Source organism: Marinobacter litoralis (assembly GCF_016427555.1).
GTDB classification, from domain to species: Bacteria; Pseudomonadota; Gammaproteobacteria; order Pseudomonadales; family Oleiphilaceae; genus Marinobacter; species Marinobacter litoralis_A.
Map to the genome: position 1 here is coordinate 219,544 of NZ_JAELVS010000003.1, position 13,595 is coordinate 233,138.

The 13,595-nt window shown below is 53.4% G+C and carries 12 protein-coding genes and 1 tRNA gene; all 13 read right to left on the minus strand.

The window, feature by feature from the left end; translation table 11 throughout:
* Nucleotides 1-60 precede the first annotated feature (60 nt).
* The 13 genes from secF to JAO79_RS11125 all read right to left on the minus strand — a co-directional run bounded on the left by secF (nucleotide 61) and on the right by JAO79_RS11125 (nucleotide 13,569).
* Nucleotides 61-1,014, minus strand: a complete 954-nt coding sequence (gene secF / locus JAO79_RS11065) for a protein translocase subunit SecF (protein WP_199007319.1) — start codon at nucleotides 1,012-1,014, stop codon at nucleotides 61-63.
* Complete coding sequence (gene secD / locus JAO79_RS11070; protein ID WP_199007320.1) at nucleotides 1,007-2,881, minus strand: protein translocase subunit SecD; 1,875 nt, start codon at nucleotides 2,879-2,881, stop codon at nucleotides 1,007-1,009. Before secD ends, secF begins: the two co-directional genes overlap by 8 nt.
* Nucleotides 2,882-2,969: 88 nt before the next feature.
* Nucleotides 2,970-3,332 carry a preprotein translocase subunit YajC gene (gene yajC / locus JAO79_RS11075; RefSeq protein ID WP_199007321.1) on the minus strand — a complete coding sequence of 121 codons (363 nt, stop codon included), beginning with the start codon at nucleotides 3,330-3,332 and terminating at the stop codon, nucleotides 2,970-2,972.
* 41 nt (nucleotides 3,333-3,373) lie between these two features.
* Complete coding sequence (gene tgt, locus JAO79_RS11080; protein ID WP_199007494.1) at nucleotides 3,374-4,495, minus strand: tRNA guanosine(34) transglycosylase Tgt; 1,122 nt, start codon at nucleotides 4,493-4,495, stop codon at nucleotides 3,374-3,376.
* A 14-nt stretch (nucleotides 4,496-4,509) separates the two neighbouring features.
* The gene (gene queA / locus JAO79_RS11085; RefSeq protein ID WP_199007322.1) at nucleotides 4,510-5,610 is read right to left on the minus strand and encodes a tRNA preQ1(34) S-adenosylmethionine ribosyltransferase-isomerase QueA; all 1,101 of its coding nucleotides are present in this window, start codon (nucleotides 5,608-5,610) and stop codon (nucleotides 4,510-4,512) included.
* Between the two features lie 40 nt (nucleotides 5,611-5,650).
* Nucleotides 5,651-5,737: transfer RNA gene (locus JAO79_RS11090), tRNA-Leu, on the minus strand.
* Between the two features lie 82 nt (nucleotides 5,738-5,819).
* Nucleotides 5,820-7,052 carry a flagellar hook-associated protein FlgL gene (gene flgL, locus JAO79_RS11095; RefSeq protein WP_199007323.1) on the minus strand — a complete coding sequence of 411 codons (1,233 nt, stop codon included), beginning with the start codon at nucleotides 7,050-7,052 and terminating at the stop codon, nucleotides 5,820-5,822.
* A 16-nt stretch (nucleotides 7,053-7,068) separates the two neighbouring features.
* The gene (flgK, locus tag JAO79_RS11100) at nucleotides 7,069-9,141 is read right to left on the minus strand and encodes a flagellar hook-associated protein FlgK (RefSeq protein WP_199007324.1); all 2,073 of its coding nucleotides are present in this window, start codon (nucleotides 9,139-9,141) and stop codon (nucleotides 7,069-7,071) included.
* Nucleotides 9,142-9,147: 6 nt separating this feature from the next.
* The gene (gene flgJ / locus JAO79_RS11105) at nucleotides 9,148-10,140 is read right to left on the minus strand and encodes a flagellar assembly peptidoglycan hydrolase FlgJ (RefSeq protein WP_199007325.1); all 993 of its coding nucleotides are present in this window, start codon (nucleotides 10,138-10,140) and stop codon (nucleotides 9,148-9,150) included.
* Nucleotides 10,141-10,148: 8 nt separating this feature from the next.
* A complete protein-coding gene (locus JAO79_RS11110) occupies nucleotides 10,149-11,243 on the minus strand; it encodes a flagellar basal body P-ring protein FlgI (RefSeq protein ID WP_199007326.1) in 1,095 nt (364 codons plus the stop codon).
* The gene (gene flgH, locus JAO79_RS11115; RefSeq protein WP_199007327.1) at nucleotides 11,240-11,941 is read right to left on the minus strand and encodes a flagellar basal body L-ring protein FlgH; all 702 of its coding nucleotides are present in this window, start codon (nucleotides 11,939-11,941) and stop codon (nucleotides 11,240-11,242) included. The genes JAO79_RS11110 and flgH overlap by 4 nt, the downstream gene beginning before the upstream one ends.
* Nucleotides 11,942-11,944: 3 nt before the next feature.
* Complete coding sequence (flgG, locus tag JAO79_RS11120) at nucleotides 11,945-12,733, minus strand: flagellar basal-body rod protein FlgG (RefSeq protein ID WP_199007328.1); 789 nt, start codon at nucleotides 12,731-12,733, stop codon at nucleotides 11,945-11,947.
* An 83-nt stretch (nucleotides 12,734-12,816) separates the two neighbouring features.
* Nucleotides 12,817-13,569, minus strand: a complete 753-nt coding sequence (locus JAO79_RS11125) for a flagellar basal body rod protein FlgF (protein ID WP_199007329.1) — start codon at nucleotides 13,567-13,569, stop codon at nucleotides 12,817-12,819.
* Nucleotides 13,570-13,595: the final 26 nt, after the last annotated feature.

Genomic DNA, 13,595 nt, shown 5'->3' on the forward strand with positions numbered 1-13,595 from the left:
CCGCCATCATTTCTGATTGGCGGTTTTTTTATGGGCCGGCTTACGCCGGCACCTAGCACATCACATACGGTTCAACCATTCGGGCGGCTGCTCTTCTTCCGCTTCATCTCCAGCACCCTCTTTCGCAGGCACCATAAGATCTTCACGGGTGACACCCATCACCATCAACATGTTTGCAGACACATAGATGGAGGAATAGGTACCCACAACCACACCAATGATCAACGCCAAGGCAAAGTTGTTGATGGCTTCTCCACCCAGAAAATAAAGCGCTATCAAAACAACTAAAGTTGTGCCGGACGTATTGATCGTCCGAGAGATCGTCTCATGGATCGACTGGTTGATAACATCCCAGGGCTCCCCCACACGCAACTTTCGGAAGTTCTCACGAATACGGTCCGCAACAACAATCGTGTCGTTAAGGGAGTAACCGATAACCGCCAGGATCGCGGCGAGCACGGTGAGGTCGAAAGTCCATTGAAACAGCGCAAACATCCCCAGAACGATCAGTACGTCGTGCGCCAACGGAATCACCGAAGCGATGCCGAACTTAAACTGGAAGCGCATACCAACGTAAATCAACACCACCGCAAGTGCGATGAGAAGACCCAGACCGCTGTCTTCTTTCAACTCTTCCCCGACCTGGGAGCCAACAAACTCTGAACTGACCAGCTCCAGATCTTCACCGGATTCAGACAGAGCAGCAGTCACCTCACGGGCCAACTCATCGTTGCCCGCTTCAGCCATCCGAATCAGCACCGTGGTATCTGCTCCGAAATTCTGAACCGAGAATTGTTCGTATCCTGCTTCAGTCAGCTGGTTTCGAACGGAGTCCAGGCTGGGCGCCTCAGCGTATTCGAACTCAACAGAGGTACCGCCCGTGAAGTCCATGCCCAGATTGAGACCACGAACTCCCAGCAACACTATGGAACCTATAACCAACACCAGCGACAACACTGACGCGGCTTTTCGAAGCCCCATAAAATCAAACGGTTGTTTCTTCATATCAGACATTGGCGAGCTTACCCCCGATCGACAGCTTCTCGACCCTACGGCCGCCGTATACCAGATTGACGATGCTCCGGCTTACCATCAAACCACTGAACATAGAAGTGAGTATGCCGATACACAGCGTGACGGCGAAACCTTTCACCGGGCCAGATCCCATCGCGAACAAGATAACCGCCACCAGCAAAGTTGTGATGTTCGCATCAAAAATCGATACGAAGGCACGTCCGTAACCCGCATTAATGGCCGTTTGAGGCGGCACGCCCGCCCTCAACTCTTCCTTGATTCGCTCAAAAATCAGAACGTTCGCATCAACAGCCATACCCACGGTCAGAACAATCCCTGCAATACCCGGGAGCGTTAACGTTGCGGAAAGAATCGACATGCACGCCACAAGCAACATCAAGTTCAATGTCAGGGAAATATTGGCAATCATGCCAAAGCCCCGATAGAACGCCAGCATGTACAGAAGTACTAAACCGAAACCGAGCGCTACTGACATAACGCCAGCATCGATATTCTTCTGCCCGAGGCTCGGGCCAATTGTGCGCTCTTGCACGAAGTACATCGGCGCAGCCAAGGCACCTGCGCGCAGCAGCAAGGCCAGCTCAGCCGCTTCAGGAATGGAGTCCAGACCGGTAATACGGAAGCTACTGCCCAATGCAGACTGCACCGTGGCCAGACTGATCAGACCTTTTTCGACAACACGCTTTTCGACCTGTTTCAGTTCACCGCCAACCTGGCGGGTTTCTGTCTCTGTCCGAAACTCGATGAACAGCACGGCCATGCGGCGACCAATGTTGTTACGGGTCGCCCGATTCATCAAATCACCACCGACAGAATCCATGGTGATATTAACCTGAGGCTGACCGTTTTCATCAAAAGCTTGCTGAGCGTTCGCAACATTATTACCCGTCGCAATCACATCCCGCTGAAGACGCGCGGTACGCTGGGGATTGTCACGGAAAGCGAACTGTTCGGTTTCAGAAGACGGCGCATCCTGGCGAGCTTCCATCCGGAACTCGAGGTTTGCCGTAGCACCCAGAACCCGCTTCGCCTGGGCAGTATCCTGCACACCAGGCAACTCAACAATGATGCGGTCTGATCCCTGGCGCTGCACCAATGGCTCTGCGACGCCCAGCTCGTTCACCCGATTCCGGATGGTGGTCAGGTTTTGCTCCAAGGCGTATTTTTTTATGCCCTGAACTTCCGCATCCGATAAGGTCAGCGTCAGAAAAAACTCTCCGCCTTCCGAGCTTTCGTTTAACAAGAATTCGTTGTACTGATCACGAACCAGCGAGAAAGCTTTCGCCCGCGTTTCAGAATCCCGAAAACTCAGAACGATATCTCGGCTGTTTCGGATATCACCACCACGGTAGCGAATCCTCTCTTCACGCATATCCTGCTTGATCTGACCCGAAAGCGCTTCCAGCCGCTGAGTCACCGCGGTATCCATATCCACTTCCAACAGGAAATGGACACCACCCCGCAGATCAAGCCCCAACTTCATGGGCCCGGCACCCAAACTACGTAACCAACCCGGTGTTGACGGCGCCATGTTCAATGCAACCAGGTAATCATTGCCCAGTGCCGCCTGCACCGCAGGGCGTGCCCGCAGTTGAGCGTCAGAGCTTTTAAGGCGAATCAAAGCATCGCGCTCTTCAACAACACTGGATTTGACTTCGATACCCTGACTTTCCAGAGCACCCAGCGCACGATCAAGTATGCGCTGATCAACCTCGGTACTACCTCGGGAACCAGTGATCTGAATGGCGTAATCGTCAGGGAAGAAATTGGGCAAGGCGTATATGAATCCGATGACCAGCGCGAACACGATCACCAGATTTTTCCAGAGAGGATACTTGTTTAGCATGGGATCCCTTTGAGCCGGCTAAGCCGCCAGCCTTGGTGTTTCAGCCAGAAAGATTCTGGCCGGCGCAGCGCACCGGCCTTGAATCGGCTCAGATATCCTTGAGCGTGCCCTTGGGCAGAGCACCGGCAACAGCAACTTTCTGAATCTTGATTTCGATATTGTCGGCTACTTCCAGAACGATGAAATCATCGGAAACCTTGGTGATGCGGCCAACCATGCCACCAGAAGTCACAACTTCGTCACCCTTGTTCAGGCTGGACATCAGGTTCTTATGCTCTTTTGCACGCTTGGACTGCGGACGCCAGATCAAGAAGTAGAAAATCAGAATGAAGCCTGCGAAAAAGATGACCTGACCCATAACACCCATGGACTGGCCTTCAGCGCCTTGAGCCATGGCCAGGGTCGGCAGAAGAGACAGCAGGCCAGCGATTAGCAGTTTGATTGATTTCATTCAGGTTCTCCGTTTATAGACTGTTCTTTAGTCAGAATTGATCACTCATCACCCAACGGCGGCACTGTTTCACCGCGTAAGGCGTAGAATTCGCTTACAAAGTCGGACAATGTACCTGCTTCAATGGCACCACGCAATCCACTCATCAGGTTCTGATAGAAACGCAGATTGTGGATGGTATTCAGTTGCGAGCCGAGCATTTCGCCGCACTTATCGAGATGGTGCAGATAGCTTTTCGAAAAGTTTTTGCAGGTGTAACAATCGCATCGTTCATCCAAAGGACCGGCATCGTGGCGGTTCTTTGCGTTCCGGATTTTCACGATTCCGGTAGACGTAAACAGGTATCCATTGCGCGCGTTGCGAGTTGGCATCACACAGTCGAACATATCAACGCCGCGACGCACCGCTTCCACTATATCCTCCGGACGCCCTACACCCATCAGATACCGTGGCTTGTCTTCCGGCATTTTGGGCGGCAAATGATCCAGAATCCGGATCATATCTTCTTTGGGTTCACCAACAGACAACCCACCAATGGCGTAGCCATCGAATCCGATATTCGTCAAACCCTCGAGAGACTGGTCACGCAAGGATTCGTACATGCCGCCCTGAACAATACCAAACAACGCGGATGGGTTGCCTTCATGAGCTTTCTTGCTGCGTGCTGCCCAACGCAACGAAAGCTCCATGGAGTCTTTCGCCTGCTTCTCAGTAGCCGGATACGGGGTACATTCGTCAAAGATCATCACGATATCCGAACCCAGGTCGCGCTGAACCTGCATCGCAATTTCAGGATTCAGCTCTACCTTGGCACCATCCACAGGGGAGCGAAAGGTTACACCCTGCTCGGTGATCTTACGCATTTCACCCAAACTGAACACCTGGAATCCGCCGGAATCCGTCAGGATGGGACCATGCCACTGCGTGAAATCGTGCAGATCGCCGTGCGCCTTTACCACTTCAGTACCCGGGCGCAGCATCAAATGGAATGTGTTCCCGAGAATGATTTCTGCGCCGATTTCTTCGATATCACGAGGCAGCATGCCTTTCACGGTACCGTATGTTCCAACAGGCATGAAGGCCGGGGTTTCCACCGTGCCGCGAGGAAAAGTCAGGCGGCCACGACGGGCCCTGCCGTCTTCACCCAGCTTTTCAAACGACATAAAACAGGATTCACTCACAAGCATTCTCCATTGGAATCGGTGCTGGCATCATCAGCTTGAGCTGAGCTTGCCAACCTACCACGACTGGGCTCCTGAGCGGTCAGGAACATGGCGTCACCGTAGCTGAAAAACCGATATTTCTGCTCTACCGCTTCACGATAGGCACTCATAATATTGTCGTACCCTGAAAAAGCGCTGACCAACATGATCAACGTCGATTCAGGCAGATGGAAATTCGTGACCATGGCATCAACGGTATTAAACCGGTAGCCCGGGTAAATGAAAATATCCGTTTCGCCCCGGAAAGTTGTCAGTTGCCCGGATTGGCTTGCCGATTCCAACGAACGAACGGATGTGGTTCCTACCGCGACCACTCGCCCTCCCCTCGCACGGGTCTGGCGAACCGCCTCGACGGTTTCATCAGGCACATGCGCGACTTCGCTATGCATCACGTGCTCTTCGATCTTATCGACACGCACCGGCTGGAATGTTCCTGCGCCTACGTGCAAGGTTACATATGCGAACTCAACCCCTTTGGCCTTCAAGGTTTCGAGCAGAGCGTCATCGAAGTGGAGCCCTGCTGTGGGCGCGGCTACCGCTCCGGCTTCCTGGGCGTATACGGTCTGGTATCGCTCGCGATCAGACTGATCGTCATCTCGCTCCATATAAGGAGGAAGCGGCATATGCCCAATGCGTTCCAGCAGATCGAGAATGGGCTCATCACCCTCATTCACAAATCGGAACAACGCATCGTCCCGGCCAACCATGGTCAGGGACGTACCGTCTTCCAGAATAACCCTCTGACCTTCTTTCAAAGCCTTGGAGGCTCGGGCATGGGCAAGAATTTCTCGCTCTCCCAATAACCGCTCCACGAGAACCTCAACACGACCACCGGTTTCTTTCTGACCGAACAGGCGAGCGGGGATAACGCGGGTATTATTGAAAACGAGCAGGTCACCGGGCTCTAGCAAATCCGGGAGATCTGTAAACTGAAGATGCTTGGTATGACCGGAAGAACCTTCAAGGTTCAGCAGACGAGAGGCACTGCGTTGTTTAAGCGGGTAACGAGCAATCAACTCGTCCGGCAAGTCGAAATGAAAATCGGAGACGTTCATGGGCCGGCTATTCAAGATGCCGTAGGATACGGCCAATAAGTGGTAGCGGCGGGCGGACTCGAACCGCCACTCCCGTTAAGGAAACGGATTTTGAATCCGTCGTGTCTACCAATTTCACCACGCCGCCATCAGGAAGTGGTGGGAATTATACTGAGCCTGAATCTGAAAGCAACACGCAAAGTAAAAAAATTTCCCACTGCCTCAAACAATTACAATCGATCAAATAATGACAGTCTTGAGATCTGCGCAAACGATTGCTGCGCGGCCTGCAAGACAAAGCTTTGGAAGCTCAGATTACTGATTGCTTCCGCATAATCAACATCTTGCAACTGCGATCGAATTTCCTTGGCATACAGTGCCGAATCGTCCAAAAACGCACTGGTCGATTCTACCGCGTTCATGCGACCGCCTATTTCAGTTTGCTTCAGCAGAATAGACTCCTGGCCATTATCCAGATTGGCTAAAGATTCTGATATCAGGGCATCGTATTCCGCATTACCCTTTGGAGAATCCTTCGAGATATTGTCCAGACCCGCGATGAGCGTTTCAATGGTGCCGAAGATGGATTGTTTGTCGTTGATGCCGATCGTAAAGCTTTTATTATCAGCAACATCGTTTAAAGTAAATTTAATACCAGCAAACTCAAGCTCTTCACCGCCCTGAAAAGGAATGGGAGACGTTACTAAATTTACTGGGGGTGTATTCCGATCATCGTAAATACCTTCAATCTCATAAACACCGGGACTAGGTTCATTTATGGTGATGCGTAAATCATCTGGCACTTTCGGATCGAATACAGCTGCAAGACTTTTTGGATCCACAACCTCGAGCCCGGTGATAAAACCATCTTCCTGCGTCGCCGACTTCACGAACACCTCCGCAGGTACATCCCCAAAAATTCCCTTACCGTGATCACTGATCGGCACTGTCACGCCGTCATCTATTTCCAGAACGCGCTGGCCTTCATCGCCGTTGTAGGTCCAAGAGCCGTTTTCTTTAACGAAAGCCGGTGAATTACCTTGAAAGCCACTAAAGATATACTCACCCGAAGCGTCACGGGTGTTAGCCACATCGGCCAACTGTCCAAGCCGCTCTTTAAGTTCAGACGAAATTGATTTGCGATCATTAGCAGACAACGAGCCGTTACCGGCTTGTACCGTCAGCTCCCTTACCCGCTGGATAATATCGATGGCACTGCTCAGCGCACTCTCTTCCTGCTTCAGGCGATTATCAGCTAGGTCGGCGTTGCGTTGATAGGTTTCAAGGCGACTCAGATTTTGATCGAGTTTAAGAATACGCGCGGCCGCTACCGGATCGTCTGAAGGCTTATTGACCTTCTTGCCGGTAGAAATCTGCTGCTGGGTTTTGACCAGATCGCTATTGATATCCTGCATCCGGTTGATACCGCCGGAGAATATCTGCTGTGATGAAATGCGAACCATTTTATCTTACCCCACCTTACCGGAAGCTTTGCAGAAGTGTATTGAACAAGTCCTGCGCCACCGACATCACTTGCGCTGATGCGTTGTAGGCCGCCTGATACTGGATCAGCTTACCTGCTTCCTCATCCAGATTGACTCCGGACACAGACTCCCGCTGGTTATTGGACTGCTCCAGCAGCGTTTGGCCAGCTGCCTTATCAAGCTGGCTCTGGCGGGTTTTCACGCCCACATCTTCCACCAAGCCGGCGTACCCTTCGGCAAAGTTCTGGCTGCCGCCGTTCAAGGTGTTAGCCGTACCCAATGCTGCCAGCAATTCAGCGTTTCGGTTATCGGACACGCCGTTTTTATTGAAGTCGATTACAAATTCATCGCCATCAGCTGGCTCGCCCGTTATTTCGAACTGGTACCCTTGATAAAGAGCGCCTGCCGCAGGATCACCACTAAACGCGACGTTAACGCCCTTTGGATCATATGGCACACCGGTCGGATAGTCCGATGCCGAAATCTCTGTTCCAGAACCATCGAAAATCCGATAAACGATGTCGGTCCCGTCATTGTCGAACGCGATTCTCATGGGGCCATTTGCCAATTTACCCTGACTTTGGAAACCGCCCAATAGCGCGTTTGTATTCGGGTTACGGACATTGAGCATCTTGCCCTGATTTATTTGGCCGGTGCCAAGATTGCTATCTTTTACTTTCTCGGTTAGGGGATCGATAACACCCGCACTGGCCCGAATCGGACTAGCAAACGCAAGATCCTCCTCCCGACGAACGTTCAGAGCAATATTCGCCGCCGCGTTTCGGCTGGGCTGAATCAGGTACTCATCTCCCGGATTGAAATCGCCGCCTTCAATACGCACGTTAAAGCCCGGCATGCTGATTTCAGACTGGACCGGGTCAGGCAACCGCCCTTGGCGTGCCACCTCACCTGTTGAGGCATCTACCAATTGGTAGCTTTTGCCGTCGCCACTGAACTTCAACGACCATGTTCCGGCCGCCAACAAACTGCTGTCAGTGATTTCGACCGCTAGCTGAGCGTTTTGAGGCTCTGCGTTATTGCCGTTTGCAATCACGCGGCTACGCTGAAATTCTATGTTGTTGATGTCGGTGAAAAAGTTTCCGCCTAAATCACCTTCCAGATCCATACCGATTTCATGCTGATGGTTTATCGCAGCCGAAATCCCAATCGCCAAACGGCCAAGCTCATCAAATGCCGGGCGCAAAGCTTCACGTTCGAAGCGGCGCAACCCGCCTAACGAACCACCTTGAATTTGATCATCAACCTGTAACAGACGCCCACCGCTGGTAAGCGTGAACTCCAACTGGGTCGGGTCTTGGGCACTGGTTCTGGTGCCCAATTGCGCGGCATCGGAACCGGTCACGAGGGACTGCCCGTTTGCGAGCGACACGTTCACCTGACTGCCATCCGTGTGGGTTACGCGGATACCGACTAACGCCGACAGCTCCCGAAGGTTTTCGTCCCGCTTGTCCATTAGTTCAAGCGGCATTTTACCCTGTGCAATACCGGGTGATTCAGAAATGGCGAGGTTCAAATCGGCAATATTCTTCAGCAGCGTATTGGCATCCCTAACGCCCTGCTGCATTTGCGTTTTGACGGATTCCCGCTGCTGAATGAACTGCTCATTCAGGGCCTGAAAACGATTTACAACCTGCTGCGCCTCGCTCAGTACCAGTTGACGCTGCGGCAAAGACGTTGGGTCTTCAGCGGCGTTCTGCAAAGAAGCAAAGAAATTATTCAAGGCATTGTTGAGCCCGGTGCTTTCGCCACCGAGTAAATTGTCCAACTGGGTCAACTCGGCATTAAGGGCGTTCTGCTCACCAAACAACGTGCTGTCTTCGCGCAATTGCTGAGTGAGGTATTCGTTTGCCAAACGGCGAATGTTCTCGATCGACACGCCAGTGCCAACGGTGCCAGCCCCGGTGCGATTGCCTTCCTGTGTCGCAAACTGGACTTCCTGGCGACTATAGCCCGGGGTGTTGGCATTGGTGATGTTATTGGCTGTGGTATTCAGAGCACTCTGGTGACTAAGCACTCCCGACAAGCCAATTCCGATTAATCCAGCCATGACCTGTTACTCCTTTAATCCGTTGTCGCTCATGGACAACGTCATCAGAGAATCGCGGTTCATAATCCGGCGAATCTTGGAACCGTATTCCGGGTCGGTGGCGTAACCCGCTTGCTGCAGTTTTTCTGCGAAAACTTCAGGCTCGCCTGCTGAGGAAAGCACCTCTTTGTAACGCGGGTTGCTTTGAAGGAAGTCCACATAGTCTCGGAAGCTTGCCTCATAATCCGGGTAAGCCCGGAAGTCTGCACGCTCCTTCATCGCCACACCGCCGCGGAACTCGGTGGTAGTGATGGTGACCGCTTCCCCGCTCCAACGGCTGTCCGCTTTGATGCCAAACAGGTTGAAACTCGGCTCGTTGCCGTCGCCTTCAATCATATGTTTGCCCCACCCTGTTTCCAGAGCGGCTTGAGCAACCATCAAGCGAGGATCAATGCCGCTCTCTCGGCCAATGCGTTGGGCAAAGGGCATCAACTCACTGACGAAATGCTCCGGGCTTTCAAAGGTGGCCGGCAATTGAGTATTCGGGTTCAATTCAGCAACATCCTCGGGCATGGCCCGCACCACCTCTGCCACTGCTTTCATTCGTTCCGGCAAGGCCGGAGAAATAGCTGGCAAGGTACGGTCGTAATCCGCCAGCGTCGCCTTGTGCCCTGCCAGTTTTTCGCCGTTCGATGCAACGCCGGGAATGCTCTCACCCAACTGCCGAACCAAGGCTTCAGCCAATCCGGTTCCGGCGCCGCTAGCCATGCTTAAACTGATCTGGCTATCAAACATATCCCGATAGAACTCGCTCTCATTGCTGTTCAGGTAGTTGCCTTCGGCGAAGACTTCGCCGGCTTTGCGCATGGATTTGAGCATTTCCGACAAGAACAGGCTTTCGAATTGCTTGGCCACTTGCTCAAGCGCGGCTTGTTTGTCGCTGCGAGCCTGGGTTTTCAACGCATTGAGGCCGCTGAAATCGGTATATACCTGAGCTTGTTGAACCCGATAGTCCTGCATAGCCACCTCTAGATCACAATCAACTCGGCTCGCAAAGCGCCAGCCTGCTTGAGAGCTTCCAGTACAGCCATCACGTCACCAGGGGCCGCCCCCACCTGATTGACCGCCTGCACAATTTCATTAAGCGTGGTTGCCGGGCCAAACTGGAACATCCGTGCCGGATCTTCAGTGATGGCTATCTGCGTATTCGCTTGCACTTCGGTGTCGCCACCGGCGAAGGGATTGGGCTGCACCACCTCAGGATTTTCCTGAATAGTGACCGTCAAATTACCGTGAGTAATCGCCGCCGGGCTGACTTTCACATTCTGTCCCACCACGATGGTGCCGGTACGGCTGTTGATGACCACTTTGGCAGACTCTTCCGCCGGATCGACTTCAATATTTTCGACGATCGACAAAAAGCTCACTCGCTGGGAAGGGTCCCTCGGTGCCCTGACTGAAATAGATGTCGCATCATGGGCATAGGCCATATCAGGGCCTAAGCGGCCGTTGATGGCTTCAACCACTCGCCGGGCCGTCGTAAAATCCGCGCGTAACAGGTTAAACGTAATGGTATCGCCACGGTTGAACGGCGATGCCACTTCCCGCTCAATGGTCGCGCCGTTAGGAATTCGCCCCACGCTCGGCACGTTCACGGTAATGCGGGATCCGTCTTGCCCCTGAGCGCCAAACCCACCCACAACCAAACTGCCCTGAGCCATGGCGTACACTTGGCCGTCAGCGCCTTTCAGTGGTGTCATCAATAACGTACCGCCGCGCAAGCTATCGGCGTTACCGATCGAAGACACAGTGATGTCCAGCTCCTGGCCGGATTTCGCGAACGCCGGCAGTGTGGCGCTCACAGTCACGGCAGCCACGTTAGCCAACTTCGGGTTAACGCCGTCCGGTAAGGTAATACCGAACTGATTCATCATGTTACGGAAAGTCTGGTTGGTGAACGGTGCTTTATCCCCGGTACCGCTGAGCCCTACCACCAAGCCGTAACCAATCAGCTGGTTGTTCCGAACACCCTTAACTTTCGCCAGATCTTTCAATCGATCGGCCGCTACCGGCGCTGCCAAAACCGACAGCAGCGTAAAAAATACACAAAGTTTGCGGATCATAACGGCCACCACTCACTGTTGAAGAAGCGGGCCAGCCAGCCCATCTGATTGGCTTGATCGAAGTCGCCCGTGCCACCATAGGCAAACCGTGCATCCGCAATTCGGTTTGAGGCCACGGTATTATCCGGGGCGATATCCTGCGGACGAACCATACCGGTCAGGCGGATATACTCATCCCCATTGGTCAGCGACAGCCACTTCTCGCCACGGATGCGCAGCACTCCGTTGGGCAACACTTCGGTTACCGTTACCGTGATGCTCCCTGCCAGGCTATTACTTTGGTCCGCCTCGGCGGCGCCCTGGAAATCCCGCTCAAGATTGGCTGAAGCATTCAGGCCAATGTTGTTCTTACCAAAGAGATTCGGCTCCGGCAGGCTTAGCTCCTGATCTTTGGTGATCTTGGTTTCAGCATTTTTGCTGGCGCGAGTGGACTCTTCCAGCAAAACCGTCAACACGTCGCCGACATTCAATGCTTTCGTATCACCGTAAATGTTGTAGTTTCGGGACACCTGATAGATAGAACCGGAATCCGGATCACGCTGCATCATCGCCTGGGCGCGCACAGGCGCATAAGCCGGATCATCCGGCACAGCACGGGGGCGGGTCATGGCGGTACAACCCTGCAGAATGACGAGGCCTCCCACCAATACCAGTGTGGCCACACGCTTTGCTGTCCAGGTTTGATGGTTGCGTTTCATAACTTACCCAATATTGTTGGTAATGAACTGAAGCATTTGGTCTGTGGTGGAAACCACCTTGGAGTTCATTTCGTAAGCTCGCTGAGTGGTGATCATGTTGACCAACTCTTCCACCACTTCCACGTTCGAAGACTCAACAGTGCCTTGCTCGATGGTGCCAATTCCCGCCAGCCCCGGCTCACCTTCCTGAGGATCGCCACTGGCATTGGTTTCCTTGAACAGGTTGTTACCAATCGCCTGCAACCCTTGCGGGTTGATAAAGTTCACCAACGTAATCTGACCAAGATTGACCGGTGCGGCTTGGTCGTCAGTCACCGCGGTAACCGTGCCATCACGACCGATAGTTACATTGGTGGTGTCTTCCGGCACGTTGATGTTTGGCTCCAGCGGATAACCATCTGGCGTTACCACATCGCCATCGGAATTCAACTGGAACTGGCCGTCCCGGGTGTAAGCAATCTGGCCATCAGGCATGGCGATCTGGAAGAAACCGCGACCGTTCACCGCCATATCCAGCGGTTGCTCGGTAATCTGCAGATTGCCTTGGCTGAACTGTTTTGCCGTACCGACCACTCGTACACCCGTACCCAGCTGCAGGCCGGACGGCAGTTCGGTATTCTCGGTGCTCATGCCACCGGGCTGCCGGTTGATCTGATACAGCAGATCCTGAAACACCGCGCGGTCCCGCTTGAACCCGGTGGTGTTTACGTTTGCCAGGTTGTTGGAGATGGTGGACAGGTTGGTGTCCTGTGCGCTTAACCCGGTTTTACTGACCCATAGTGCTGGATGCATGTTTTTACTCCTTACCTAGCCGGCTGCGAAGGCGGCCATTATTTGCCGCTTAATGCCGGCCGGTGATGCTTAATTCAGCGTTATCAGAGGTTCTGCAACAGCCGTGCCGTCGCCTCGGAATTCTCGTTCGCGGTGGACATGACTTTCACCTGCATTTCGTACTGGCGAGAAAGCTGCAAGTTCGAGATCATCTCTTCCACCGCATTCACGTTGGAACTTTCCAGAAAGCCGGTGGCAACGCGCATGTTTGCGTCTGCAGGTTCAACTCCACCAATGCCTTGCCCCGGCTTGCGGCGAATAAATCCATCCAAACCTTTCTCCAAAGAATCCGCCGGCGGGTTCACCAGTTTAAGGCGATCAACCTCTACTAACTGGTCTGGCGGCCCACCCACGGGAACAACGGAAACCGTGCCGTCAGCTCCGATCAACAGATCATCAAACGGCGGCAATGCAACCGGGCCGCCATTGCCCAGCATCAACTCGCCACTGGGCATTCGAACCAGACCGTTCACATCGACCTGAAGACTGCCACTGCGGGTGAAGACTTCTTCGCCTTGGTTGTTCTGAACCGCCAGCCAACCGTCGCCTTCAACCGCGACATCGAGCTTTCGGCCGGTATCCATTAAAGCGCCAGCGGATAGATCAGTACCCGGGCGCTCCGTCATTGCATAGGCACGGGTGGGATGATGCTCACCAAACACCGGCATGCTGCGGGCCTGAGCAAAATCCTTCTTGAACCCCGTGGTGTTCACGTTAGCGAGGTTATTAGCGTGGGCACGCTGGGCCAGCATGTTCTGCTTGGCGCCAGACATTCCAATGTAGAGGGCTTTGTCCATGGGCAAACTCCTGCCGGAATTTTGAC